Annotated in this window: 21 protein-coding genes and 1 tRNA gene; 10 read left to right on the top strand and 12 right to left on the bottom strand. The window is 74.0% G+C overall.

The window, feature by feature from the left end:
* Positions 1-9: 9 nt before the first annotated feature.
* The 4 genes from Pta02_RS29880 to Pta02_RS29870 are packed head-to-tail and all read right to left on the bottom strand — an operon-like array spanning position 10 to position 10782.
* The gene (locus Pta02_RS29880; RefSeq protein WP_203878312.1) at positions 10-7608 is read right to left on the bottom strand and encodes a type I polyketide synthase; all 7599 of its coding nucleotides are present in this window, start codon (positions 7606-7608) and stop codon (positions 10-12) included.
* Positions 7605-8597, bottom strand: a complete 993-nt coding sequence (locus tag Pta02_RS29875; RefSeq protein ID WP_239131333.1) for an NAD-dependent epimerase/dehydratase family protein — start codon at positions 8595-8597, stop codon at positions 7605-7607. Before Pta02_RS29875 ends, Pta02_RS29880 begins: the two co-directional genes overlap by 4 nt.
* On the bottom strand, positions 8594-9709 hold the full coding sequence (locus Pta02_RS41525) for a GNAT family N-acetyltransferase (RefSeq protein ID WP_239131332.1): 1116 nt from the start codon (positions 9707-9709) through the stop codon (positions 8594-8596). The genes Pta02_RS29875 and Pta02_RS41525 overlap by 4 nt, the downstream gene beginning before the upstream one ends.
* Entirely contained in the window at positions 9706-10782 is a 1077-nt protein-coding gene (locus Pta02_RS29870) for an aminotransferase class I/II-fold pyridoxal phosphate-dependent enzyme (protein ID WP_203878310.1), read from the bottom strand. The genes Pta02_RS41525 and Pta02_RS29870 overlap by 4 nt, the downstream gene beginning before the upstream one ends.
* A gap of 367 nt (positions 10783-11149) precedes the next feature.
* Here Pta02_RS29870 and Pta02_RS29865 point away from each other — a divergent pair, with 367 nt between their 5' ends.
* Positions 11150-13015, top strand: coding sequence for a sulfatase-like hydrolase/transferase (locus Pta02_RS29865; RefSeq protein WP_203878309.1), 1866 nt, complete (start codon positions 11150-11152; stop codon positions 13013-13015).
* Positions 13016-13056: 41 nt separating this feature from the next.
* Here the strand turns inward: Pta02_RS29865 and Pta02_RS29860 are convergent, their stop codons facing one another.
* Positions 13057-13767, bottom strand: coding sequence for a class I SAM-dependent methyltransferase (locus tag Pta02_RS29860; RefSeq protein ID WP_203878308.1), 711 nt, complete (start codon positions 13765-13767; stop codon positions 13057-13059).
* Positions 13768-13843: 76 nt separating this feature from the next.
* On the opposite strand from Pta02_RS29860, the gene Pta02_RS29855 reads away from it, so the two are divergent.
* The gene (locus Pta02_RS29855) at positions 13844-14299 is read left to right on the top strand and encodes a nuclear transport factor 2 family protein (RefSeq protein WP_203878307.1); all 456 of its coding nucleotides are present in this window, start codon (positions 13844-13846) and stop codon (positions 14297-14299) included.
* A 57-nt stretch (positions 14300-14356) separates the two neighbouring features.
* Here Pta02_RS29855 and Pta02_RS29850 read toward each other — a convergent pair whose 3' ends face one another.
* Positions 14357-16000: a hypothetical protein gene (locus Pta02_RS29850; protein ID WP_203878306.1), complete on the bottom strand. Its 1644-nt coding sequence runs from the start codon at positions 15998-16000 to the stop codon at positions 14357-14359.
* A gap of 227 nt (positions 16001-16227) precedes the next feature.
* Between Pta02_RS29850 and Pta02_RS29845 the strand changes: the two genes are divergently transcribed.
* From Pta02_RS29845 to Pta02_RS29830, 4 genes are all read left to right on the top strand, one after another.
* Positions 16228-16290, top strand: a tRNA-Ser gene (locus Pta02_RS29845).
* A 125-nt stretch (positions 16291-16415) separates the two neighbouring features.
* On the top strand, positions 16416-16928 hold the full coding sequence (locus Pta02_RS29840) for a hypothetical protein (RefSeq protein WP_203878305.1): 513 nt from the start codon (positions 16416-16418) through the stop codon (positions 16926-16928).
* Positions 16912-17292, top strand: coding sequence for a TROVE domain-containing protein (locus tag Pta02_RS29835; protein ID WP_203878304.1), 381 nt, complete (start codon positions 16912-16914; stop codon positions 17290-17292). Before Pta02_RS29840 ends, Pta02_RS29835 begins: the two co-directional genes overlap by 17 nt.
* On the top strand, positions 17289-17672 hold the full coding sequence (locus tag Pta02_RS29830) for a DUF58 domain-containing protein (protein WP_203878303.1): 384 nt from the start codon (positions 17289-17291) through the stop codon (positions 17670-17672). Before Pta02_RS29835 ends, Pta02_RS29830 begins: the two co-directional genes overlap by 4 nt.
* Here the strand turns inward: Pta02_RS29830 and Pta02_RS29825 are convergent.
* Positions 17666-18088 (bottom strand): hypothetical protein, encoded by a 423-nt coding sequence (locus Pta02_RS29825; RefSeq protein ID WP_203878302.1) that lies wholly within the window; start codon positions 18086-18088, stop codon positions 17666-17668. The two genes, Pta02_RS29830 and Pta02_RS29825, sit on opposite strands and share 7 nt — an antisense overlap.
* Before the next feature lie 104 nt (positions 18089-18192).
* A complete protein-coding gene (locus tag Pta02_RS29820; protein WP_203878301.1) occupies positions 18193-18708 on the bottom strand; it encodes a nuclear transport factor 2-like protein in 516 nt (171 codons plus the stop codon).
* Positions 18709-18776: 68 nt separating this feature from the next.
* On the opposite strand from Pta02_RS29820, the gene Pta02_RS29815 reads away from it, so the two are divergent.
* Positions 18777-19256 (top strand): winged helix-turn-helix transcriptional regulator, encoded by a 480-nt coding sequence (locus Pta02_RS29815; protein WP_203878300.1) that lies wholly within the window; start codon positions 18777-18779, stop codon positions 19254-19256.
* A 63-nt stretch (positions 19257-19319) separates the two neighbouring features.
* On the opposite strand, the gene Pta02_RS29810 is transcribed toward Pta02_RS29815, so the two are convergent.
* Positions 19320-20636, bottom strand: a complete 1317-nt coding sequence (locus tag Pta02_RS29810) for an MFS transporter (RefSeq protein ID WP_203878299.1) — start codon at positions 20634-20636, stop codon at positions 19320-19322.
* 66 nt (positions 20637-20702) lie between these two features.
* On the opposite strand from Pta02_RS29810, the gene Pta02_RS29805 reads away from it, so the two are divergent.
* A complete protein-coding gene (locus Pta02_RS29805; protein WP_239131331.1) occupies positions 20703-21293 on the top strand; it encodes a TetR/AcrR family transcriptional regulator in 591 nt (196 codons plus the stop codon).
* Between the two features lie 40 nt (positions 21294-21333).
* On the opposite strand, the gene Pta02_RS29800 is transcribed toward Pta02_RS29805, so the two are convergent.
* Genes Pta02_RS29800 through sigJ form a run of 3 tightly spaced genes read right to left on the bottom strand, consistent with a single transcriptional unit; the run spans position 21334 to position 23251 of the window.
* On the bottom strand, positions 21334-21831 hold the full coding sequence (locus Pta02_RS29800) for a DUF2867 domain-containing protein (RefSeq protein ID WP_239131330.1): 498 nt from the start codon (positions 21829-21831) through the stop codon (positions 21334-21336).
* A gap of 48 nt (positions 21832-21879) precedes the next feature.
* Entirely contained in the window at positions 21880-22245 is a 366-nt protein-coding gene (locus Pta02_RS29795; protein ID WP_239131329.1) for a hypothetical protein, read from the bottom strand.
* Between the two features lie 46 nt (positions 22246-22291).
* Positions 22292-23251: an RNA polymerase sigma factor SigJ gene (sigJ, locus tag Pta02_RS29790; protein ID WP_203878298.1), complete on the bottom strand. Its 960-nt coding sequence runs from the start codon at positions 23249-23251 to the stop codon at positions 22292-22294.
* A 215-nt stretch (positions 23252-23466) separates the two neighbouring features.
* Here sigJ and Pta02_RS29785 point away from each other — a divergent pair, with 215 nt between their 5' ends.
* Positions 23467-23973 (top strand): carboxymuconolactone decarboxylase family protein, encoded by a 507-nt coding sequence (locus tag Pta02_RS29785; protein ID WP_203878297.1) that lies wholly within the window; start codon positions 23467-23469, stop codon positions 23971-23973.
* Positions 23974-24289: 316 nt separating this feature from the next.
* Positions 24290-24469, top strand: a 180-nt coding sequence (locus Pta02_RS29780; RefSeq protein ID WP_203878296.1) for an LLM class flavin-dependent oxidoreductase, incomplete at its 3' end; no start/stop codon positions are given.

Genomic DNA, 24469 nt, shown 5'->3' with positions numbered 1-24469 from the left:
GCGGACGCCTCACGGCGTCCGGTCGAGCTCGGTGCGCACCAGCCGGGCCAGATGGTCGATCCCGTTGGCGCCGATGACCTCCAGCGCCGGGATGGCGCAGCCGAACCGGCGCCGGATCGCGGCCGTCACCTCGGTGGCCATGAGGGAGTCGAGGCCGAGCCGGGCGAGCGGACGGTCCCGTTCCAGCCGGTCGGAGGCGGTGTGCAGGATGCCGGCCACCAGCTCGGCGATGGCCGCGGCGATGAGGCCCTGCCTCTCGTGCGGGCTCCCGCGGGCGATGAGGTCACGCAGGGAGTCGTCCGGCGCGTCCTGACTCTGGGAGACGGCGGGCAGCACCTCGGCCAGCCGCGGGACGCCGACCGCCGGCAGGTGGTCGGCCACCTGCTCCCACGTCACGCGCCCGGCGGCCGCCACCTCCGCGCCCCGCGCCACGGCGTCGTGGAGGGCGTCGAGCGCCTCGTCCGGGGTGAGCGGCGGGAGCAGCCGGGCCAGGAAGGACATCAGCTCCGGATTCCGGGAAAGATAGCCGGTCCCGCCCACGACGCCCAGCCCCAGGGCGAGCCCGGGCAGGCCGTCGCGGCGGCGGGATCGGGCCAGCGCCTCCAGGAAGGCGTTGGCCGCCGCGTAGTTGCTCTGCGCGGCGTTGCCGATGACGGCGGTCAGGGAGGACAGCAGCACGAAGAGGTCGAGCCCCCGGTCGCGGGTGAGCCGGTCGAGCACGAGCGCCCCGGTCATCTTGGGGGTCAGGGCGGACCGGAACCGCTCCGGCGACAGATCGGCCAGCGGGGCGTCGTCCAGGACCATCGCCGCGTGCACGACGCCGCGCAGCGGGTGATCCGTCCGTTCGACGCTGTCGAGTACGGCGCGCATCGCGGCGGGGTCGGCCACGTCGGCGGCGTACGGCGTGGCCGTCGCACCCCTTTCCCGCACGGCCCGTACGGCGGCCGCGGCTCCGGGCGCGTCCGGACCGGCGCGGCTGACCAGGGCGAGGTGACGCGCACCGTGCTCGGCCAGCCGTACGGCGGCGGCCGCACCGAGCCCGCCGAGCCCGCCGGTGACCAGGTAGGTCCCCTCGGGGTCGAGACGGACGGGGCCGGGCCGCTCCTCGACGGGGAACGGCTCGTCGAAGGACACGACGACCTTCCCGATGTGACGGGAGTGCTGCAGAAGCCGGAAGGCCTCGGCCACCCGGGCGGCCGGGTAGACCCTGTTGGGGATCGGGCGGTAGTCGCCCCGGTGGACGAGCCCGGTCACCCGCGTCACCTGGTCGGCCCACAGCTCGGGTTCGAGGAGGGGGCCGAGGTCCAGGTTGAGCGCGTACATGCTGAGGCTGTCACGGAACGGGCGCAGAGACACCGACCGGTCGCCGTACAGGTCGAGCTTGCCCAGCTCGACGAAGCGCCCGCCCCCGCGCAGCAGTTCCAGCCCGCGCGGGACGGCCTCACCGGCCAGCGAGTTGAGCACGACGTCGACGCCGCCGGTCAGGGCCCGTATCCGGTCGGCGAAGGCCGGGTTGCGCGAGTCGACCACATGGGGGACGCCGAGCAGACGCAGCAGGTCCCGCTTCTCGGGGGTCCCCGCCGTGGCGACGACCCGGGCGCCGACGTGCCCGGCGTGCCGCAGGGCGGCCAGCCCCACCCCGCCGGCGGCCCCGTGGACCAGCAGCGTCTCCCCGGGCCCGAGACGGGCCAGGTGGTCGAGCGCGTAGTGCGCGCTCAGGCAGGCGATGGACAGGGTGGCGGCGTCGGTGAAGCCCATGCCGGGGGGCATGCGGCCGGCCAGTCCCTCCCGGGCCACGATGTGCGAGGCGAGGGAGCCGCCGGCGGCGACGAACACCCCGTCGCCGAGGCGGAACTTCGTGACGCCGGGGCCGAGCGCGCTCACCACCCCGGCGCACTCTATGCCCAGGTGCGGGCCCAGGTAGGTGTCCTGCACCGCCTCCTCCGGCAGCAGCCCGCGGGCCCACAGCACATCGCGGTAGTTCAGGCCCGCGGCCCGCACGGCCACGACGATCTCGTGGGGGCCGGGCTCCGGGGGCGGGCCGGTCTCCTCCCAGGCGAGCCGGTAGCCGGGCCCCTGGCCGTCGAGCCGCAGGCGGAACGGCTCCCCGGCGGCGGCGTGCCGCGACCGGGTGACGGGCCGCGCCGGCCGGACCCGTGGCACGAACCGGCCGCCCCCGGTCAGTACGACCTCGTCCTCGGCGGACGGTTCGAGCAGCTCCGGCAGCAGGCGGCGCGCGTCCGCGCCCGGGTCGTCGCCCCGCTCGAAGGAGACGCGCCGGATCTCCAGGTCCGGCCGTTCGTTGGCGAGCGACCGGGTGAGGCCCCACACCGCCGCGGCGGACGGCGCACAGGGCTTCTCGGGAGCCGGATGCAGCCCGGTGGGCGGCGTGACGACCCACAGCCGGACGGCGACCTCCGCCGGCAGAGGGCCGCGGGCGGCGGCCACGGCGCGCAGCACCTGCGCACGCCGGACGGCGAGCCCGGTGACCGCCTCCGCACCGCCGCCCGGCACCGTGGTGGCGTCGTTGAGCACCGCAACGTCGTCATCCGGTCCGTCGCCCGCCGTCATGACGTCGTCGTACGGCTCGCCGTCCGGCATCACGGCGTCGCCGCCCTGTCCGCCGTCCAGCATCACGACGATGCCGGCGGCGGTGTCGCCCTCGCGCATCGCCGCGGGCCAGCCGGACACATCGGTCACGGTGGCCGCCAGCACGGCCGGGGTTGCGCCTGCGGATCGCAGCGCCGAGGTGACCTCGCGGGCGAACGCGTCGTCTCCGCCTCGCTCGGGCACCAGGATCCACGAGGTGCCCGCCGCGGCCGGAAGCGCGCCGGGCGGTGCGGCGGTGTCCCCGGCCCGGGTGGCGGTGCCGGTGCCTTCGGATCCGGTGTCTCCGGCCTTGGCGTTCCCGGTTTCGGTGTTCCCGGTCCTGCGGCCCAGCAGGACCGACGACCCGGTCCGGCGGGGGTCGTCCGCCGAGCCGTCCGCCGAGCCGTCCGCCGGGCGGTCTGCGGGGCCGGGCCGGGTCACCTCGCCGAAACCGCCCTCGCGGAGCACCGTCTCCCACTGTGCGGCGGTGAGCAACGGGCCCGTCGTCCTGAGATCGGTGTCGGTGGAGGACCACCAGCGCTCGAACAATCCGAAGACCGGCACCAGCCGGTCGCCGTCGTGCTGTTCCACGGCGAGGAGGTGACCGCCCGGCACCAGCAGGTCGCCGGCCCTCCGGACGGCGGCCCGCACGTCCGGGACGGTGTGCAGCGCGCCGTCCGCCACGACCAGGTCGTGGAACTCACCGCCGAACCCCTGCCCGGCCGGCTCCCGCGCCAGGTCGAGGACGCGGTACTCGACGAAGCCGTACGGCGCGAAACGCGCCGCGGCCCGGCGCAGGAACGCCTCCGACGGGTCGGTGAAGACGTACTCGGTCCGGCCGGGAGGCAGGACGGGCAGCAGCGCGGCCGTCATCCCTCCCGTGCCGCCGCCGACCTCCAGGACGCGCAGCGGCCGGTCCCTCGGCCAGGTCCGCACGATCTCCCGCAGCACGGCCTGGGCGATCCGCGCGTCGTGCCGCCGGCCCGGCGCGGCGTCGAGCAGGTGCTCCACGGTGTGCCCGCCGCCCTCGGGGAAGACCAGATCCGCCGGGTCGAGGCGGCCGGTCAGCACCCGGTCGAGGTGGTGGCCGCAGCGGCCGTGCAGGATCAGCTCGGCCGAGTGGCCGGGATGTTCGCGCAGCAGCGCCCGGAAGAGCGCCTCGGGCGCGGGCTCGGCCCCCGGCCGCCACCCCGCGTCGGCACGGTCCCGGTGGCCGGACCCGTCCTCGGGGTCATGGCCGGGGACGCGCCCACGCGTGAGGAGGCCGCGCGCTTCGGTGATCGAGGCGAGCGCCTCCACCAGCCGCGCGTGCCGCGGCAGCACGCCGGCGGCGTGCAGAGCGGGGAGGTCGAAGACGGTGGCACCGGGCAGGAGGCGGGCGAAGGCACGGGCGGTGAAGTGCGCGGTGAGATCGGCCAGGGCGGCCCCGAACGCGTCGGAACCATCGGCGGGGGAGAGGCCGAGGTCGCCGGCGGGCGGGGGCTTCGGGGCGGTCGGGTGGCAGGACGCCGGCCATGGTGCGGGCCGTACGGCGGCGCCGGTGCGGGAGGCGGGCCGCAGTTCCGTGACGTACCCGGCGATCGGAGTCCGGGCCGCCCTGGGCAGCCGCCGTACCCGGCAGCCCTCGATGAGCACGGCCGCCGCACCGGTGTCGTCGGTGATCGTGACGTCGAACTCGGCCTCGCGCTCCGAGACGTAGGTGAGCCTGGTGTGCGCGAACCCCCACGGCGGCGGGGTGCGCCAGGCCCGGACCGTGCCGACCGCGATCGGCAGGTAACCGTGACCCCTGCCGATCAGCAGCGGGATCACCGTGTGCAGCGCCCCGTCGAGCAGCGTGGGATGGGCCTCGTAGCCCGTCTGCGACACGTTGAGCACGTAGGACGCGAGCGCCTCCCGCGGGCCCGTCCACAGCTCGCGCAGCACCCTGAAGCTCGGGCCGTAGGCGAAGCCGACGCCGGCCAGCTCCGCGTAGCAGCTCTCATGGTCACGGCGGCGGGTGGCTCCGGCCCGCACGGCCTTCAGGTCCACCCGTCCGGGGGCGTCGCCGTACAGCCGGCGCACCCTGCCGCGGGCGTGCACCCGCCACTCGTCCTCGGGCCCGGACCGGCTCGCGATCCGGAACAGGCCGTCCTCGTCCGAGAGCGTGACCTGCGTCTGCCTGACCGGGCCGGAGTCCGACAGGACCATTCCGGCGGGGAAGCGCAGGGCGGTCACCTCGACGGGGCCGCCCAGCGCCCGGCGGCCTGCCGCCAGGGCCATCTCGATGTACGCCGCCCCCGGCATGATCACCGCGCCGTCGATCTCGTGATCGGGCAGCCACGGAAGTCTCTCCGGTTCGATCCGGCCCTGCCAGGCCGCTTCCATGAGCGGCACGCGCTCGCCCAGCAGCGGATGGTCCAGGGGGCGCGCCCAGACGTGCGCGCCGCCGTGCCAGCGGCGCTCGCGTTGCCACGGGTAGGCGGGCAGCCCGGCGACGCGGCCGGGGCGGGGGAAGAACCTCTCCCACTCCAGCCGCGCGTCGGCGGCGACCAGCGCGGCCACCGTGCTCTCCACCGCGGACGGCCCGTCGCCGCCGCGCCGCAGGGTGGCCACGGCGGTGACCCCCATCCTGCTCAGATACCCGGTCAGCACCGGATGCGGCCCGATCTCGACGAACAGGTCGAATCCGCGCTCCTTCAGGTGCCCGATCGCCGGGGCGAACAGGACCGGGTCGCGCACGTTGCGCCACCAGTAGCCGGCGTCCAGTTCCCCCTGCGGTTCCCGGCCGGTGACGGTGGACACGAACGGGATGCGGGCCGCGGCGGTGCGCAGCCCGTCGAGCCCGGCGCGGACGGACTTCTCGGCGCCGTCCATCGCCGCGCTGTGGAAGGCGTAGCCGAGATCGAGCGGCCGGAAGAAGACGTCCCGGGCGGCGAGTTCCTCACCGAGCGCGGCGAGGGCGGCCGGGTCCCCGGAGACGGTCACGTCGCCTGCGCTGTTGGCCGCGGCCATCTCCAGGCGCCCGCCGTACCGGGCCAGCAGCTCGCCGGCCTCGCCGGGGGAGAGCCCGGCCGCGGCCATCCGGCCCAGTCCGGCGGCGGGCGCCTGGGCGGAGCTGCGCTCGGTCACCACGCGCGCGGCCTGGTCGAGATCCAGGATCCCGGCCGCGTACGCCGCCGCGATCTCGCCGACGCTGTGACCGGCCGCCGCGTGCGGGCGGACACCCCGCTCGCGCAGCGTCTCCAGCAGCGCGACCTGGACGGCGAACAGCGCGGGCTGGGCCACCTCGGTCAGCGCGAGCCGCGAGCGCTCGGGGGAGGCGGCCAGCTCCTCGGCCACCGACCAGCCCAGCCGCGGCGACAACGCGGCGTCCACGGCCTCCACTGCGGCGCGGAACACGGGGTCGGCCCGGAGCAGATCGGCGCCCATGCCGGCCCACTGCGAGCCGTTGCCGGAGAAGACGAACGCGACCCCGCCGCCGGCGGACGCCCCGCCGGCGGCCCCGCCCGCCGGATCCCCCGCGGCGACGCGCGCCAGCCGCTCGGCGGCCTCGGCGGGGGAGCCCGCGACGACCACGGCGCGGCGGGCGCGGCGACCCCGCCGGCGGCACGAGGTGTAGGCGAGGTCGTAGAACTCCTCGGCGGAGGCGCCCGGCAAGTGCCCGGCCAGCCGGCGCGCCGCCTCGGCCAGCGCGGGCCCGCTCTGCGCCGACACCATCACCGGCAGCCTGCGGTACGGCGGAGCGGACCGGGAGGGCGGCGCCGGGGGAGCGGCCAGTACGGCATGCGCGTTGGCGCCCCCGAACCCGAAGGAGTTCACCCCGGCGGCCCGGCGCCCGTCCCCCTCCCGCACCGGTCTCGGCGCGGTGACCGGCAGCAGGCGCAACCCCGCGAAGTCGATGTGCGGATTGGGCGGATCGCCGTGCAGCGAGGCGGGGATCACCCCGTGGCGGAGCACGAGGACGGCCTTGAGGAGGCCGGCGACACCCGCGGCCGCCTCCAGATGGCCGAGGTTGGTCTTCACCGAACCGATCGGCAGCACCCGGCTGCGACGGCGGCCCAGGGCCCGTCCGACGGCCTCGCACTCGACCGGGTCGCCCGCCGGGGTGCCGGTACCGTGCGCCTCGAAGTAGACCAGCTCGTCGGCGTCGACGCCGGCCTCGCCGTAGACCTCGCGCAGCAGCCGCTCCTGCGCGCGCGGATTGGGCAGGGTGAGACCCGCGGTCCGCCCGTCGGCGTTGACGCCGGTGCCCAGCACCACGGCGTGCACGCGGTCCCCGTCGGCCAGCGCCTCCGGCAGGTTCTTCAGCAGCAGGAAGCCGCCGCCCTCCGACCGCACGTAGCCGTCGGCCAGGGCGGAGAAGGCGTGGCAGCGGCCCCGGGGCGAGAGCATCGACGCCTTGGCGAAGCCGACGTAGGGGTAGGGGCTGATCAGGATGTTGACGCCGCCGGCGAGCGCGGTCCGCCCCGCTCCGCCGCGGACGTAGTGGACGGCCTGGTGGAAGGCCACGAGCGCGGACGAGCACGCGGTGTCGATCGTCATGCTCGGGCCGTGCAGATCCAGGGCGTGGGAGACGCGGTTGGCGATGTTGCCCGGCGAGGTTCCGGCGTTGGTGTAGGCGTCGATGCCGGCGGGGTCGCTCACCTGCATGATCTCGTAGTCGTGGGTGGAGGCCCCCACGTACACGCCGGTGGCGGAACCGGCCAGCGCGGCGGGGTCGGCGCCGGCGTCGTCGAGCGCCTCGACCGCCAGCTCCAGCATCAGCCGCTGCTGCGGGTCCATGGCGCCCGCCTCCCGGGGGGAGATCCCGAAGTAGGCGGCGTCGAAGCCCGCGATGTCGTCCAGGAACCCGCCCGCGCAGGTGTAGGTCTTGCCCGGCCTGGCCGGGTCGGAGGCGACGAAACGCTCGGGGTCGAAGCGGTCCGGCGGCATCCGGGTGACCAGGTCCCGCCCCGCCGTGAGCGCCGCCCACAGGCCGTCCAGGTCGCGGATGCCGCCGGGCAGCCGGCAGCCGATCCCGACGATGGCGATGGGGGTCATGGGCGGCCTCCGATCCCGTCGCGCACGAGCTCGGCGAGCCCGTGGTCAAGAGTCGTCCGGGCGCGGAACCCGAGGTCGGCCGCGGCCCGGCCGGTCGTGCACGTCCAGGCGGGACAGCGCAGCTCCCGGGCCTTGTCCCTGCTGAAGACGGGGACGGTCCCGCGGACCCGGCCGGCGAGCTCCGATCCCGCCGCCGCCAGGAAGACCAGCGGCCCGGGCACCGGGATGATCAGCGGCGGGCGGCGGCCCAGCGCCCGCGCCAGGGCCCGGCAGATGTCCTCGGCGCTGTAGTCGACTCCGTCGGACACGGTGTAGACGCCCGCCGCCGGGTCGTCCCCGCCCACGACGCGCCCCCGTTCGGCCGCGGCCAGCAGCGCCGTGCACAGGTCGCCGACGTGGATGAGGGAGAACCGCCTGGGCCCCAGACCGCCTTTGAGCATCACCCCGCGCCGGGCCATGGGCAGCAGCGACGGCAGGAACTCCGCGTCGCCGGGCCCGTAGACGACGGGCGGGCGCACGATGACGACCGGCAGCCGGGCGGCCCCGTGCCGGGCGGCGGCCTCGGCCGCCAGCTTGCTCCTGCCGTAGAGGGACACGGGAGGACGCCCGCCGGTGGGGGCCGCGGCGAGGGAGGAGCACACGACCAGGCGGGGCGGGTCCGGGCGGGCGGCCAGCGCCGACACCAGCCGCCGGGTCCCCGTCGCGTTGACGCGGAAGTACGCGGCCGCGGTGCGCGCCTTGACCAGGCCCGCCAGATGGATCACCCGGTCGGCGCCGGCCGCGGCGGCCGCCAGCCCCGCGCCGGTCTCCAGATCGCCTTCGACGCAGCGCACGCCGAGCCGCTCCAGCTCCGCACGCCGCTCCGGCGGGGAGGAGGGCCGTACCAGGGCGGTCACCCGGTCGCCGCCGGTCCGGATCCGCCGTACCAGATTGATGCCGATGAAGCCCGTCGCGCCCGTGACGAGGAAACGCGGGCCACGGCGGTTCACGGTCCTCGCCGGTAGATGCGGTAGGTCTTGGAGCGGCGGGCGCCGATGTAGCGGGCCACGCCGTTGGCCGCGGCGTTGTCCTCCAGGATCCAGGAGAACTCGACGCGGCGGATGCCGAGCGCGCGGGCGGCGCGCATGCCGTGCACGCCCAGCTCGAACACCACCTTGTCGTCCCTGTTCCTGGCCCGGACGCCCAGCAGGACGAGCCGGCCCGCGTCGAGGCGGCGCATGGCGCGGGTGAAGCGCATCAGCCCCAGGGGTGTCAGCCGCCCCCGCGCGGCCCTGAACGCCGGACCGGCGTCGGGGATCCCGATCAGCGCGCCGACGATCTCGCCGCCGTCCTCGGCGACGAGCGTCAGCTCGGGCCGCAGGATCGGCTTCAGGGCGCGGACCAGGTGGCGGAACTCCTTCTCGGTGGCGGGCACGAAGCCCCAGTTGTCCGACCACACCTCGTTGTAGACCGCCCATACGCGCGTCGCGTCGGTGTCGAGGTCGCGCAGCAGCAGCGGCCGGATCGTGTAGCGGGAGTCCCGGTCCAGGCGTTCGGCCAGGGGGAGGAACTCGCCCGGCATCCGGTCCCAGTCGAGCTCCCAGGCCCACAGGTCCTTGGCCTTGACGAACCCGCACCCCTCCACCAGGCGGGGATAGTAGGCGGGGTTGTACGGCATGAGCACCGCGGGAGCCCGGTCGAAGGAGTCGACGAGCAGGCCGCACTCGTGGTTCGTCGACAGGCTCACCGGGCCGAGCACGGTCCGCAGGCCGCGCTCGTGCAGCCAGTCGGCCGCGGTGTCGAACAGGGCGCAGGCCACCACGGGGTCGTCGACGCACTCGAACAGGCCGAAGAACCCCTCGTCCGGGCCGTGCAGCTCGTTGTGGCGGGGATTGCGGACGGCGGCGATGCGCCCGACCGCGCGCCCGTCGCGCCGGGCCAGGAAGAGCCCGGCCTCGGCGTAGTCGAAGAACGGGTTGCGGCGGGGGTCGAGGAAGGCGCGGCGCTCCCGTTCGAGGGGCGGGATCCACGGATCCTCCGGCCGGTAGATCAGGTACGGGAACCGGATGAAGGCGGTCATGTCGGCCCGGCGCGTCACCGGGGCCACGGACAGGCCGGTCACAGCCGCGACCGTCCCGCGCCCCGCGAACCGATGACCCCCACCGTCCGGCCCGCCTCGCCGAACGCCTCGACGATCCGGTCGATCTGGGCGTCGGTGTGCGCCGCGGTCGCGCTGATGCGGATCATCTCCCGTCCCTGCCGCACCGCCGGATGGATCACCGCGCCGGTGAAGACGCCCGCGTCGAACAGCGCCCGCCACAGGCGCAGGCAGAGCATGAAGTCGCCGACGTGCACGGGCACGACGGGGGTGGGCGCCTGCCCGGCCTCGTACCCCAGGTCGCGAAGGCCCTCGCGCAGCCGGGCCGCGTTCCGCATGACGCGTTCGCGGTGTTCGGGTTCGGACTCGACGATGTCGAGCGCCTTGAGCGCCGCCGCGACGGAGGCAGGCGTCATCGCCGCCGAGAACACGGCCGGGGAGGCCCAGTGGCGGATGTAGTCGATGACGTCGGCCTCGCCGGCCAGCGCCCCGCCCAGCGAGGCGAGGCTCTTGGAGAAGGTGGTCATGACGAGGTCGACACCGCTCTCCAGGCCGAGCAGCTCGGGCACGCCGCGCCCGGCCGCGCCGAGCACGCCCAGGTCGTGCGCGCAGTCCAGCATGAGGCGGGCGCCGTACCGCCCGGCGAGCTCGGTGATCCGCGGCAGGTCGCACATGTCCCCGGCCATGGAGAAGACGCCTTCGGTGACGATCAGGACACCGGTGCCGGGACGGGTGTCGGCCAGCAGCCACCGCAGGTGCTCCATGTCGTTGTGCCGGAACACCCGCTCGACGGCCCCGCCGAGCCGTACGGCGTCGCGCAGGGAGGCGTGGTTGTCCTGGTCGCTCAGGACCACCTCGTCCCCGCCGAGGAGCGCCGACACCGCGAGGTTGGTCTGGTAGCCGGTGGACAGGGCGAGTGCGGCCTCGCGGTGCAGGAAGGCCGCCAGCCGCTCCTCCAGTTCGAGGTGGAGGACGTGCGTGCCGTTGGCGAGACGCGATCCCGAGCAGGAGGTGCCGCGCGTGCCGATCGCCTCGCGTGCGGCCTCCTGCACGCGTGGATCGGCCGAGAGCCCCAGATAGTCGTTCGACGCCGCCATGATGATCCACCGTCCGCCCACGCGCACCTCGCTCGGCGAGCGCACCTCTTCGACGGCGGGTGCGAAGGGATAGAGTCCGGCGGATTTGAAAATCCTGTGGGTTTCCCAGTCGCGGCATTTATCGAACACGTCCGGCATGACATGCACTATGACGATCGCCGGGAGGGGCCGATATGCCACCGCAGATAGACAAGCCTTCCGCCCCTTATATAACGCGTTATCAACATAAGTAACGACATGTCCGGTAATCGCCATACGCCCAGGTCGCCGGGGAGGCAGATGTCACCGTCCCGGGAGTCATCGCCTCCGCCCTCCGTGATTATCTTGAGCCGCGTCGAGTCGATGTCCCGCGTATTCATGGAGGCCCATGAGCGCGCTCGCGGTTGTCCATGACGCGGCTGTCGCCTTCGTCCTCCTCGCGGTGGCGCGGGCGGTGAAATTCGCCGGTCAGGCCGCGGCGAGACCCGTGCCGGGGGACGGGATATGGGCCGCGGGACTGGCCGCGGGACCGGCGCTGGCCGAGCTGGCGGGCGGGCCCGTCGCCCGGGCGGCGGCCTGCGCCGCCGTCCTGGCCGTCCTGGCCACCGTGTGGGTCGGGGCCGCGGTCTGGCGCACGTTCACCGTGGAGGTCGGGCCGCTGGCGTTCGACGGGCTCGTGCGGTCGCTGTTCTCCCGCGAGCCCTCCGAGGTGAGCTGGGTGCGGAGCTGGACGCTCGGCTTCTACCGGGGCAGCCCGGGCTTCGCCCTGTTGCCCGTGCCTGCGGTGGCCTGGCTCGCCGTCGCGTTCCTGCCGCCCCAGACCCACCCCGCGGCCCGGCCGGTCGTCGTGGCGCTGCTCGTGACCTGGCTGGCGGTGACTCCCGCCCGGACCCGGGCGGGCGCCTGGCTCGGCTGCGCGCTGGCGGCCGCGACCGCCTCGGCCCCGGCCGCCCTCGACCGCCCGCTGGAGTGGTGGCACCCGGCCGTCGTGCTCGCCCTGCTGCCGGCCTGCCGCCCGCTGCGCCGCCGCGGGCTGATGCGCGGCTCGCTCGCGGGCGACTGCCTGCTGCCGCGGCCGTGGCCGTCCCCTCCCCGGGGGCCCCGCACCGGCGCCGCCGGTACGCGGCGGGCGGGGACGGAGGGGGACGGCTGGCGGGCGCGTGCGCCCCGCGGGTCGCCGTACGCGGGAGCCCTCCGCGGTCATGACGTGCTGCTGATCACCCTGGAGTCGGTCGGCCGCAGCCATCTGGCGCGGTTCACGCCGGGCGGCGCGTCGACTCCCTTCGTGGACGCCCTGTACGCGCGGGCCGTGGTGTCGGAGCGCCATGTCGTGCCCTCGCCCCTGACCACCAACGCGCATGTGCTCCTCGCCCACGGCCGCTACCGCGCCGCCGGGGAGTCGCAGGTCCACCGGCTCACCGCCGCCGGCTACCGCACCGCGTACCTCACCTCGGCCCGCACCAGCTACAACGGGCTACGGGACGTCATCACCGAGGCCGGTTACCAGATCCTCCTCGACCGCTCCCGCCTGGGCGGCGCGGTCACCGACAGGGAGCTGCCCCGCGCGGGCGTGGACGCCCTGCTCGACGAGCTGACCGCCTCCCGGGCCTCGCGCCGGGATCCGCTCTTCCTGCACGTGCACACCCACGACACGCATGTGCCCTACTGCGTACGCGACCCGCGCTTCCGCCGGCGGGGCGAGGGCAGGCAGGAGCGGTTCCTCGACGCCGTGGAGGAGTCCGACGACAACCTCCGCCGGCTGCACCGGGCGCTGATCGAGCGGGGCGTGCTGCGCGACCCGCTCATCGTCGTCACCAGCGACCACGGCGAGTCGTTCGGATCGCTGGGCTATCACTTCCACGCCACGGCCGTGACCGCCGACCAGACCCTCGTCCCCTTCGCGCTCGTCCACCCCGCGCTGCCACCCGCCGTGATCCCCCGCTCGTCCCATCTGGACGTGCTGCCGACCGTCCTCGACCTCGCCGGCGTCCCCGCCGCACCCGCCCACGGCGAGTCCCTGTTCCACGACGACCGGCCGCGTCGCCTGGCGCTCTGGGCCGGCCGCCCCATGCGGCGCAGCACCTCCTGCTACGGCCTGATCGACGGCGACCGCAAGCTGATGATCGACCTGGTCACCGAGCGCTGTTTCGAAACGGACTGGGAGGACCGCTCCCCACGCACGCTGCACGGCCCGGAACGGCACCACGCGGCCCAGCTGGCGACCGCCGCGATGCGCAGGCTGGGACTCGACTGACCCCGGTGCGGGCCGGAGCCGACCGGCGGTTCAGGCCGGGCTCACGCCCTGCGTGCGAGGACGAGCCGGCAACGCGGGCCGCCGTCCTCGCGCCGGCCCAGGGCCGTCAGCGGAACCGTCGTCACGGTGAACCCGGCCGCCGTCAGGCCGTCGTGGACCGCGCTCAACCGGCAGGTGCCGTAGTACATGACGAAGGCAGGGCGCCACAGGGCGTTGCGCACCCGCATGGCCAGGTCGAATCCGAGCAGCGACCAGTAGCGGGGCGACGTGAGGGGCGGTGGCGCGCCGATCGGGAAGGCGAACAGCCCGCCGGGCCGCAGAGCGCGGTGGACCCCGGCGAACAGCGCGGGACGTTCGGCGGGCAGGAAGTGCCCCAGCGCTCCGAAGCTGACCGCGAGGTCGAAGGAGCCGGCGAAGGGCAGGGCCCGGACGTCGGCCCGCACCCATCCGGCCTCCGGATGCGCCCGGCGCGCCCGCTCCAGCATGCCCGCGCTGAAGTCGACGCCCGTGACCCGCCCCCGGCACAGGGGTTCGAGGACCCGCATGCCCGCGCCGGTGCCGCAGCACACGTCCAGTCCCCGCCCGAACGGCCCGAGCGGGCGCAGGGCGTCGGCGGTCGCGTCGAGGACGTCGTCGGGGGTGCGGAACGGCGTGTGCTCGAACTTCGGGGCGAGCAGGTCGTAGCCGTGCTCGACCGAGGACAGCGCCTGGATCACCAGCTCCCGCAGCGACGGGCCTTGAGGCGAGAACACCAGCCAAGGGTACTGTGCGGCCCGTCTGCCGTACGACGTACGGTACGATGTACGGAATCCGATGGAAGGAGTCGTGATGCAGCAGGATGACCAGAGCGGCGAGCAGGCGTTCGCCCCGGGTGCCGAGGACCTCGCCGGGGTCGAGGCCTGGTTCGCCGAGTACGACGCGCTGGCCGAGCGGGGCGCCGTCCAGGAGATCGCCGACCTGGCGATCTTCCCTCTCAACCTGGCCACCGACGCGCCCGGCGGGTTCGGCGCCGTCCGCCAGTGGGACCGTGAGGAGTTCGTGCGGGTGATGACCGAGGTCATGGGCGGCGGTACGGCGGGCATGGAGATGAAGTCCGTCCGGACGCCGCGCTTCCTCACCCCCAACCTCGTGCTCGTCGAGACGGAGGCCACGGTCACCGCGGAGGGACGGCGGCAGTCGATGCGCTATGCCGACCTTCTCGTGCGCACCGCGCAGGGATGGGCGTTCCAGACCATGATCCAGGGCGGCTGGGGCCACGGCTGGCCGCCCGCGACCCGCGGATAGCCGAACGCGGGCGACCCGTGCCCTCCCGGGGGTGCGGGTCGCCCGGACCGGTCACCGCTACCGGCGGTGGACGACCTTCTCTGCGGAACGGCCGGGATAGACGACGATCAGGTGCTCCTCGACGGGCGCGTCGGGGTCGTCCTCGTCCCGCTCGAACGCGCGGGCGTAGACGCGCACGCGATAGCGGCCGGGGCCGTCGACGGCCAGGTGGGGCAGCGGCCCGATCGCCCCGCCGTCCTCGTACTCGCGGTACGACGGGACGACCAGGCGGCCGCTGCGGCTGAGGAGGCCCACCTCGACCACCCGGTCCCAGCCCTTGAGCCGCAGCGGCGGGGCGGCGTCGAAGGCCTTGACCGTCAGGCACATCGGCGCGTTCTCGCCGTGGGTGGTGATGGCGGCGCTGCTGCCGGCGGCGTCGATGAACCCGTCGCGGACGGCCTCGAAGATGTCGCCGTCCGGGCCTTCGGTGCCGTCACGGTCGTCGTGGACGGCGTAGCCGCCCCCTTCGGAGAGCAGATAGGCCGCCGTGCCCTGCCGCCCGGCCCGCAGCCGCGGCCAGGGGTCGGCGCACCGGGCGTTCGCCCCGGCCTTCCACGCCGCCCACTCCCGTTCCTCCTCCCGCTCCCGCCGAGCCTGTTCACGCGCCTCCTCCGCCCGCCGGGCGATGACGTCGGGGCATGGGGACTCCAGGGCGGTGTCGAGCTCGCTCGCGTCCGCCGGCCCGCCGTGGGAGCGGACCTGCTCGCGGCAGCGTTCGCCGGCGCCGGCGACCCTGAGCAGGGCTCCGTCCTCGGCGTCGATCACGACGAGCGGCAGCACGAGGGCGACGGCGACGAACAGCCACGGCCCGCGGCCCGGGGTGGGTTGCGGGGCGGGCCTGCCGTCGGGGCGCGGGGCGGGCGTGCCGGCGGGTCCGGCCAGTTCATGCGCGGTGCGCGCCAGCCACACCGTGCCGAACACGCCGAGCGCGCTCATCAAGAGCCCTGCGCCGTCGAAGAACAGCCACTCGCTCTGGGAGGCGAGGTTGAGCAGAGGGAAGAGCAGCGGGGCGATGAGGGCGATCCTGCCGATGTCGACCGTGGCGTCGCTCCACCGCCCGTCGCGGCGCTGCGCGATGAGGATCATCACCGTCCAGCCGAAGCTCGCCAGCCCCAGCAGGCTGACCGTCTGCAGGTCGGTACCGTCGATGAGGGACATCGGCAGCGGGGCCAGCACGCCGATCAGGCCGAGTGCCAGAGCGATCGCCCGGAACCCGGCCGAGACCCCGGAGACGACCCGCGTCAGCAGGATCACCGTGGCGGCCCACACCAGCGCGCTCGCGACGTCTTCTGCGGTGTCGGACACCTCGTCGAGGAGCTCCCGGAGCACCAGGTCGCCGGCGACGTTCACATACAGCAGGCGCCGGAGCCAGACCACGCCGGACGGCGACCCCCCGGCGCGCGGCAGTGCGGGGCCGCGCAGCACCTGCCACAACATCCACGCGTTGAGCCCGCACATCCCGATGAGCACGGGCCCCGGCCGGCCGGCCTGCTCGGAGGTGATCCACACCCGGGCCGTCGCGGCGGTCGACAGCGCCGACAGGTCGCCGGACACGGCGGCGAGCACCACGGCGACGGCCGCGGCGGTCAGATAGAGCGCGACGACGACGGCGGCCGCGCGCCCGAAGCGGTATCGGCCGGCAGCGGCCCGGATTCGAGTCACGATGCCGGAGATCTTAGTGGTATGTCCTAGATATCCGTTATGTCATGACATCAGGGCCTGAGGGAGAGCGGCCGCGACGGGCCGGATATTCAGATGTGCTCCGGCGGGCTGATCGCTACGGTGGAAACCGCTTCAGGTGCGAAGGCTCCGGTTCCCTCCTTCAAAGAGAACCCGTCCCGGCGCCGTCTCCGTCCTCTGAAGCCCACAAACGAATAAGCACCTTCCCGGTGCGCAGGCAACGGTTACTTCCTCTCTCAAAGGAGAGACGCGGGTTCGAATCCCGCCGCCCATATAGATGGGCGTCGTCCAGCGGCCCAGGACACTTATGTCACCGTCACCGTCACCGTCACCGATTCGATCTCGGGCGTGCTCTTCGAACGGGGCCCTCTCATCACATAGAGAGGGGCCTCGTTCCATGTCGGAGTTCAACACCCCCGCCACCCGCCCGGCGGGTTCCAGCCCGGTGAAGACCGGGCGCGCGCCGATCGTCGCCGCGCTGGAGGCGGTGAGGGCCCGTCTGGCCGCCGGGGAGCAGGGCATGAACCGGCAGCTGGTCGACAGCGTCCTGCAGCGCGCCGACGAGCCCGGCGAGGCGCCGGCGTACTGGACCTCCCGCCACGGCCGCGCGATCCCCAAACCCGTCAAGCGGGGCGTCGCCGACGCCGTGGCCCGCCTGTACACCGAGCGCGGCCTGCTCAAGTACGACACCGACAGCAGGGGTTACCGGTTCGGCGACGTCATCGATCTCGTCCACCCGGCCCCGGACGCCGGCAGGCGCCCGTGGCAGGGGGACCTGTTCGCCCACGCCCTCGACCGGCGCCACAAGCGGGACAAGCCCATCCCGGAGAGCCTGCGCATGCTCCGTGCCCGGGCCGAGCTGCCGGCCGTACCGGTCACCGAGCGGCGCGGTCATGGCCGCCGACCCTGACCGGCTGCGCTCGGCCGGCATGACGTGGGAGGCGCTCGCCGGCCGGCTGCAGGGACCGATGGACGCCCGGGCCTGGCAGTCGGTGATCCCGTCCATGGGGTACATGGCGCTGCTGCGCAACCTGCGCAACTTCGACGAGTCCGGTGTGCCCGACGAGGTCGCCGGGCAGATCGTCGCCAAGCTCACCGACCCCGGCGAGGTGGCCCGGTCCCGGCAGCTGCCGTTCCGGTTCTACTCGGCCTACCGCAACGCGCCGTCCCTGCGCTGGGGCCACGCCCTGGACGGGGCGCTGACGAAGGCGACCGCGAACCTGCCCTCCTCCGGGGCCGCACGCTCGTCCTGGTCGACACCTCGGCGTCCATGACCTCCGGGGCGGTCTCGGCGCGCTCCACGGTCACGCCGGTCCAGGCCGCGGCGCTGTTCGGCGTCGCCCTGGCGGCCCGCGGCGAGCGGGTCGACCTGTACGGCTTCGCCGACGGGGTGTTCCGCCACGACATCCGCAGGGGCGCCTCGGTGCTGAAGGAGATGGACCGGTTCTGCGCCCGGATCGGCGAGGTCGGGCACGGCACGCAGATCGCCGGCTCGGTCCGCCGTGCCTACGCCGGGCACGACCGGGTCGTCATCCTGTCGGACATGCAGACCATGAGCGGCTGTCACGCGGACGGCGTCACCGGCGCCGGCCCCGCGATGGACGGGGGCCGGACGCAGGCGTGCCGCAGGCGGGGCCGGAAGGGCGCTCAGTAGATGCGGTACTTCTTGCCGCAGTTGTCGAACTTGCCGGCCCAGCAGGTGTAGGTGTACACCTTCTTGATCCCGTGGCCGCTCCAGGTGCCGGAGGCCTTGCCGTCCCAGGACTTGTTGAACTTGTGCCAGTCACCGTTCCGGTAGACCTCGAACCACACCCAGCCCTTCTTGCCGCCGATCTTGTCCACGCCGTGCCACTCCGTGTGGACCCTGCCGTGCGACTTCCAGGTCCTGCCGAAGGTGTAGGCCTTGCCGTCGCCGGAGAAGAACTTGCCCCAGTGCACGACGGTGGTCGTGGCGGAGGCGGTGGACTGCGCGGCCGGCTGCGTGGCCGCCTGGGCGGTGGCCGGGGTGAGGGCGAGGCCGGTGAGGGCCATCGAGCCGGCCACGGCGGCGATCGTGAGGGTCTTGCGCATCGGGTTCCTCCGTCGGTCGGTGCCGCCGGTCCCCCCGGCGACGACCCGAACGCTACGGAGGAGGACGGAGATCGACTGTGCACAAATCCACACAGCCGCAGTGATCAGCGCCACAGGCCGGCCGGAGGTCGGTCACCCTTCGGCGTGACGAGGGGGACCATGGTGCGATCGCCGAATTCGGTCATGAAGGCCAGCGGCCTCACCGAGGCGCCGACGAACGCGGCCACCGCCGGTCTGCCCGCGGCCCTGGCCAGGCCGGGCCCCAGCGCGGCCATCATCGCGGTGAGCGCGGGCAGGGGCCGGATCCACAGGGTGACCTCCTCGATCAGGTCGTCGTCGCCGAGGCGGACCAGGGCGGCCTCCTCCAGCTCGTGGCGGCCGAGCCGGGCGGTGGCGGCGAGCATGCGGGTGCGGTCGTCGCCGACGTCGGTGTGATAGCGGAGGTCACGGAGCGCCCCGAGGGCGACGGTGAAGAGCTGCCGGACCTGGGCGTGCCCGGCGAAACCGGCTCTGGAGCTGAGCGGGGAGCGGAAGACCACCGCGGGGGCGAGCGTGGACATCAGCATGTCGATGTCCTTGGCCTCGCCGGCCTTGCGGTAGCGCTGGGTGGTGGCGTTCATCGGACCTCCAGTGAGTCCTGAAAGTGAACTATCTAGGGTTCACTTTATCAACTGACTATGCTGGGGTCATGAACAGGTTCGGGGAGATGCACTGCTCGATCGCGCAGGCCGTCGGCGTGGTGGCCGAGCCGTGGACGCCGCTGATCCTGCGGGACCTGTTCCTCGGGCTGCGCCGCTTCGACCAGTTGAGCGAGGACCTCGGGATCTCGCGGAACCTGCTCACCCAGCGGCTGGATCGCCTGCAGGCGGCGGGGGTGGTGGAGAAGGTGGTCTATCGGGAGCGGCCGGTCCGCCACGAGTACCACCTGACCGAGGCGGGGCGCGACATCGTGCCCGCCCTGATCACGCTGATGGCCTGGGGCGACCGGTGGTCCACGCCGCCCGGCGGGCCGCCGGCCGTGCTGGTCCACTCCTGCGGCGAGCGGTTCACTCCCCGGGTGACGTGCCCGCACTGCGGCGGCCCCGCCGACGCGGACACGATCACGGTCGTCTCCGGCCCGGGCGCCGCGCAGGGTCCGGGGACGATGGTGCTGGCCAGGCCCGACTAGCTCCGGTGCCGCCTCTCACCGCCCGGCGGCGCCGTACGGGGTCGCGATGGGCGCCGTACGGGGTCATGGTCCTGTACGGCGGGCCGGTGCGGGGTCCGGCCGGTCCGCGGGATGTCCGGGCCGATGGGGAGCCGGGGGCAGGGTTCGCACCTGGGGCGCGCAGACGGTGAACGCGGCGGCGGCGCAGACGAGCACGGCGCACCCCAGGAGGGTGGGCCGCAGGCCGAACTCGCGCGCCCCGGCGCCGGCCGCCGCCACCGCGACGGGGGCGAGCGCCAGCGATCCGAACCAGTCGTAGGCGCTGACCCGCGACACCGCGTGAGCCGGGACGTGCTGCTGGATGACCGTGTCCGCGAGCACCATCAGCAGGCCGCTTGCGGCACCGGCGACGACGGCGCCGGCGACCACGACGGGCGCGGGCGGCGCGGCCGCCAGCAACGCGACGGGGAGGGCGCCGACGGACAGGAGCAGCGCCGCGGCGAGGGCGGGGCGGCGGGGCCGGATCCAGCGGGCGGCGACCGCGCCGGCCAGGGTGCCGACGGCCTGACCGGCGAGAATCGCGGACCACGCCGCGGGCCCGCCCAGATAGGACTGGGCGGCCGAGGGCCCGAGCACCCCGGTCACGGCACCGGCGACGGCGTAGCCGACCGAGTAGCCCGTGACGAGAACCCACAGCCACTGGCGGCCGGTGAACTCCCGCCACCCCGCGGCCAGTTCCCCGGCGAGGCCGGCCGCCGGGGCCGTGGCCGGAGCCGGGGCAGGGACGGGGGCGATCGGCCGCAGTGCGATGAGGAGCACGGCGGCCAGCACGTACGTGGCGGCGTCGACCGCCAGCGCCCAGCCGGCGCCGGCCCACACCACCGCCGGGCCGGCGAGGGTGATCCCCGCGGTCCGCGCCGTGTAGGTGGCCGACCGCAGGACGGAGTTCGCCCGGCGCCGCTCGGACGCGGGCACGATGTGCACCACCATCCCGGTCAGCGCCGGTCCCACCGGAGCGGCCGCAGCGCCGGCGACGACCGCGCAGGCCAGGAGGAGGGGGAGGGGGGCGGTGCCGAGGCCGATCATGACCGCCATGCCGCCCCACGCCAGGCCCGCGGTCGCCTCCGCCGCGGCCAGCAGGGCGGCTCTCGGGAGGCGGTCGGCGAGCACGCCGCCCAGGAGGACCAGGAGCAGTTGCGGGAGCGTCTGGCAGGCCACGACCAGCGACAACGTGCCGACGTCGGCACCCGGAAGGCCGAGGACCCCGAACCCGAGTGCGATCGGCCCGAAGCCGGTGCCCGCCGAGGAGACGACCCGTGCGGCGAGCAGCACCCGGAAGTCGCGCCGCCACCTCGCCGTGCCCGGCCCCCCGCCGACGGCCATCTCTCCGCCTCCGTCCATGTATACGATGCCGTATAGAAGCAGGCTAACCGATCTATGCGGTGACGTATATGGGGAGGTGGGCGCGTGGTGGCCGTGACTCGCACACCGCGTGAAAAGTGGATCGAGCAGGGACTGCGGGCACTGGCCGTCGGAGGCCCGGACGCCGTCCGCGTCGAGGTGCTGGCGAAACGGCTCGGCGTCACGAAGGGCGGGTTCTACGGGTTCTTCGCCGACCGTGAGGCGCTGCTGGAGGCGATGCTGGACACCTGGGAACGCGAGAGCACCGACGAGGTGCTCGACCGCGTCGAGAGTGAGGGCGGCGACGCGAAGACCAAGATCCAGCGCGCGGGCGTGCTCACCTTCTCCGGCGACCGCCTGCTCCCGATCGATCTGGCGGTCCGGGACTGGGCCCGGCGCGACGAGGCGGTCGCCGAACGCCTGCGACGGGTGGACAACCGGCGCATGGAGCTGCTGCGCGAGATGATCGGCACCTTCTGCTCCGACGCCGACGAGGTCGAGGCCCGAAGCCTGCTCGCCTTCTGCGTCGCCATCGGCGCGCACTTCCTCGCCGCCGACCACGGCGACCGTACCCGCGCCCAGGTCCTCGCCCGCGCCGCCGACCTGCTGCTCGACCGTCCCGCGAGGAGGCTCGGCACCGCCGGAGGGGCTCGATGACACCCGGCGGCCCGGCCCCGGAGGTCCGGGTCCGCCGCGGTCACCGCCTCTCCGCGTGCGGGCGCCCGGCCGCCAGCCGGGCCGCGGCCTCGCGGAGCACCCGGGGGACCAGCAGGCGGTGGACGACGGCCAGCGGAGGCCACACCGCATGGCCCGGCCAGCGGTCGTAACGCAGGAAGGTCGTCAGCGACACCCGCCCGCCGGCCGTCTGGACCAGGAGGTTGCCGCTCAGGAACCAGGACGCCGCCTCCAGCCGGATCCAGTCGTCTCCGCGGCCGCCGATCCGCCATCCGGCCACGGTGGCCGGCGACCGCCCCGAGCTGAGCCGCAGGCCGAGCAGACCGCGCCAGATCAGCAGCTCCGCGGCGCCGGGGACGTCGCCGAACATCGCCCGCGCCCACCGCTCCGGTGAGGCGTCCATGTCGGTGAGGAGGGTGAACCGGTCGGCGTAGTCGGCGTCGGGCAACGAGCTGAGCGCATGGGCGGACCGCGGGACGTTGGACGTTCCCACGGCACCGCCGATGGAGCCGATCGTCATGTCGCTGCCTCCACTCATCTATACGGTGCCGTATAAAGGCAGGCTAACTCATTTATACGATGCCGTATAGATGGAGCGGGCGGCCGGGAGCCGGCTGAGCTGGAGGAGGCTCAGGCCGAACAGCAGCACGCCCAGGGGGACGTGCAGGGTCTTCGTCTGTGCGATGCCCAGCGCCACCTGCGCCAGTACGAGCGCCAGGAACCCGGCCGCGTACAGGATGGGCCTGGGCGAGCCGCCGCCGGGCCGCCACACCAGGATCGCGACGATCAGGTGCAGCACCGCCACGGTGAACACCCCGTAGGCCGAAATGCTGTGCAGCGCCCGGCCGTCGGGCGAGGTCAGCAGCAGGCCGGCGGTGATCGGCGCGGTGAAGAGGGCCACGGTTTGCAGGATGATCGCGATGCGCAGGAACACGGGTGACTCCTTGACGGGTATCGGGTGGGCGGGGCTGCTTCGACGGTCACGCGTCCGGGGCCTGGGGCTGTCGACCCGCCGTCCAGAGGCGGAGCTTGTCGGGGTTGCGTACCGCCCAGATGCGGGTGATCTGCTCGTCGGTGGTCTCGAAGGCGATCACCGACGCGATGACGCCGTTCTGCTGGATCACCAGGCCGGGCTGGCCGTTGACGCTGCGCTCCAGGAGCGTCATGCCGGGCGCCAGGTCGGCCAGGGCCATGGCGTAGCGGGCGATCTGCTCGCCGCCGTCGATCGGGTGCAGCACGGCGCTGACCCGGCCGCCGCCGTCGGCGATCAGCGTGGCGTCGGGGGCCAGCAGGCCGATGAGGGCGCCGACGTCCTTGGCCTGCCAGGCCTGCTTGAAGTCCCGGATGATGCCGGCGCGCCGGGCCGCCGGAGCCGCGGGCGCCTGGGCGGTGCGGATGCGGCGGCGGGCCGAGGAGGCCAGCTGGCGGCAGGCCGCCGGGGTGCGGCCGACGATGGCGGCCACGTCGGCGAAGGCGTAGCCGAAGACGTCGTGCAGGATGAACGCCACGCGTTCGGCAGGGGTCATCGCCTCCAGCACGACGAGGAAGGCCATGGTGATCGACTCGTCCAGGGTGACCCGGTCGGCAGGATCGGCCGCGGTGCCGCCGGTCCGCCCGGTGAGCCACTCCGAGCGGTCGGGCAGCGGCTCGGGGATCCACTCGCCCACATAGCGCTCACGCCGGGCCCGGGCCGAGCCGAGCAGGTCCAGGCAGACGCGGCCGGCGACGGTGGTCAGCCAGGCGCCGGGGGAGGCGATGGCCTGCTGCTGCTCGCGGGACATGGCGTACCAGCGGGTGTAGGTCTCCTGGACGACGTCCTCGGCGTCGGCCAGGGAGCCCAGCAGCCGGTAGGCGAGGTTGATCAGGTGGCGCCGCTCGCTGATGATCGCGCTCAGCTGCGGATCGGGCCGGGTGTCTTCCGCCTCGGATGGGGTGGTCATATATCGCTGCTTTCCTCGGGTCGCCCTGTTCTCGCCAGATCGACGACGCAGCCCCGCGGAATGTGAGGCCGGTGCGTGCCTCACATTTCCGGCGGCTGCGTCGTCGGACTCCGACAGACACCATCCAGCACGCGGCGCAGACCGGCGACCCCGGATCACCCACCGGGCCGCACGTCTTGAGAACGCCGCGGGCACCGAGAAAGGAAGACCTCGCGATGTCCACGCTCACGACGGCCGGGCAGGATCACCTCCGGTCGCGGCTGCCCGACCCCGTCCAGTTCTTTCCCGAGGTGGCGGCGATCGCCGAAGTCATGACCAAGGCCGCCAGGAACGGCGCGATCCCACCGGCCACCGTCAGCCTGGTGCAGCTGCGCGCCGGGCAGATCGTCGGCAGTACCTATCACACCGTCCGGCAGACCGGGCTCCTGCGCAAGGCCGGGGCGACGGAGGAGCAGATCACCGCCGTGGCGTCGTGGCGGGACGCCCCCTGCTTCACCGACGCCGAACGGGTCGCCCTGGAGCTGGTGGAGGCCGTCCTCACCCCGAACCCGTCCGGGGAGCGCGTCCCCGACAAGTTGTACGCCAGGGCGGCCGCCCACTACGACGACAAGGCGCTCTGGACGCTCATCATGGTGATCGGCCAGATCTGCTTCTTCATCCCCGTCGCTCTCATCGCCAAGCCGATCCCCGGCATGCCCCCCGGGAAGAACTACGACAGATAGCAGCCCGCGTGCTCGGGGCGGGGGAACGCGCCGGTGCCCCGCCCCGAGCCCGGGCGGTGGAGGGCCCGCGCCCGGCGGGCGGGCGGAGGTGGGCCTCCCGGATGCGGCGGCGCTCGGCTTCGAGCGAAGCCAGGTCGGTCTCGGTCATGGGGTCCTCATCCGCTGCTCTGCTATGGAAGGGGGTATGTACCCATTCGTAGCGTTATGTCCGATGGGCGGCCGGCATCCTGGGAGCCACCTCCCGAAATAAATGACGTGTCATGTATGTTAGCCGGGAAGCACATGACAAGTCATCTATAAGTGGACGGGGAATGTCATGCAGTTCGGTGTCTTTTCGGTCAGTGACATCACCACCGACCCCACGAACGGGCGGGTGCCCAGTGAGGCCGAGCGGATCAAGGCGATCGTGACGATCGCCGAGAAGGCCGAGGAGGTGGGTCTGGACGTGTTCGCCCTGGGTGAGCACCACAACCCGCCGTTCTTCTCCTCCTCTCCC

This window comes from Paraplanobispora takensis (assembly GCF_016863195.1).
Classification (GTDB): Bacteria; Actinomycetota; Actinomycetes; order Streptosporangiales; family Streptosporangiaceae; genus Planobispora; species Planobispora takensis.
The sequence above is the reverse complement of the archived record's forward strand: the minus strand, read 5'-3'. Positions and strand labels throughout refer to the sequence as shown.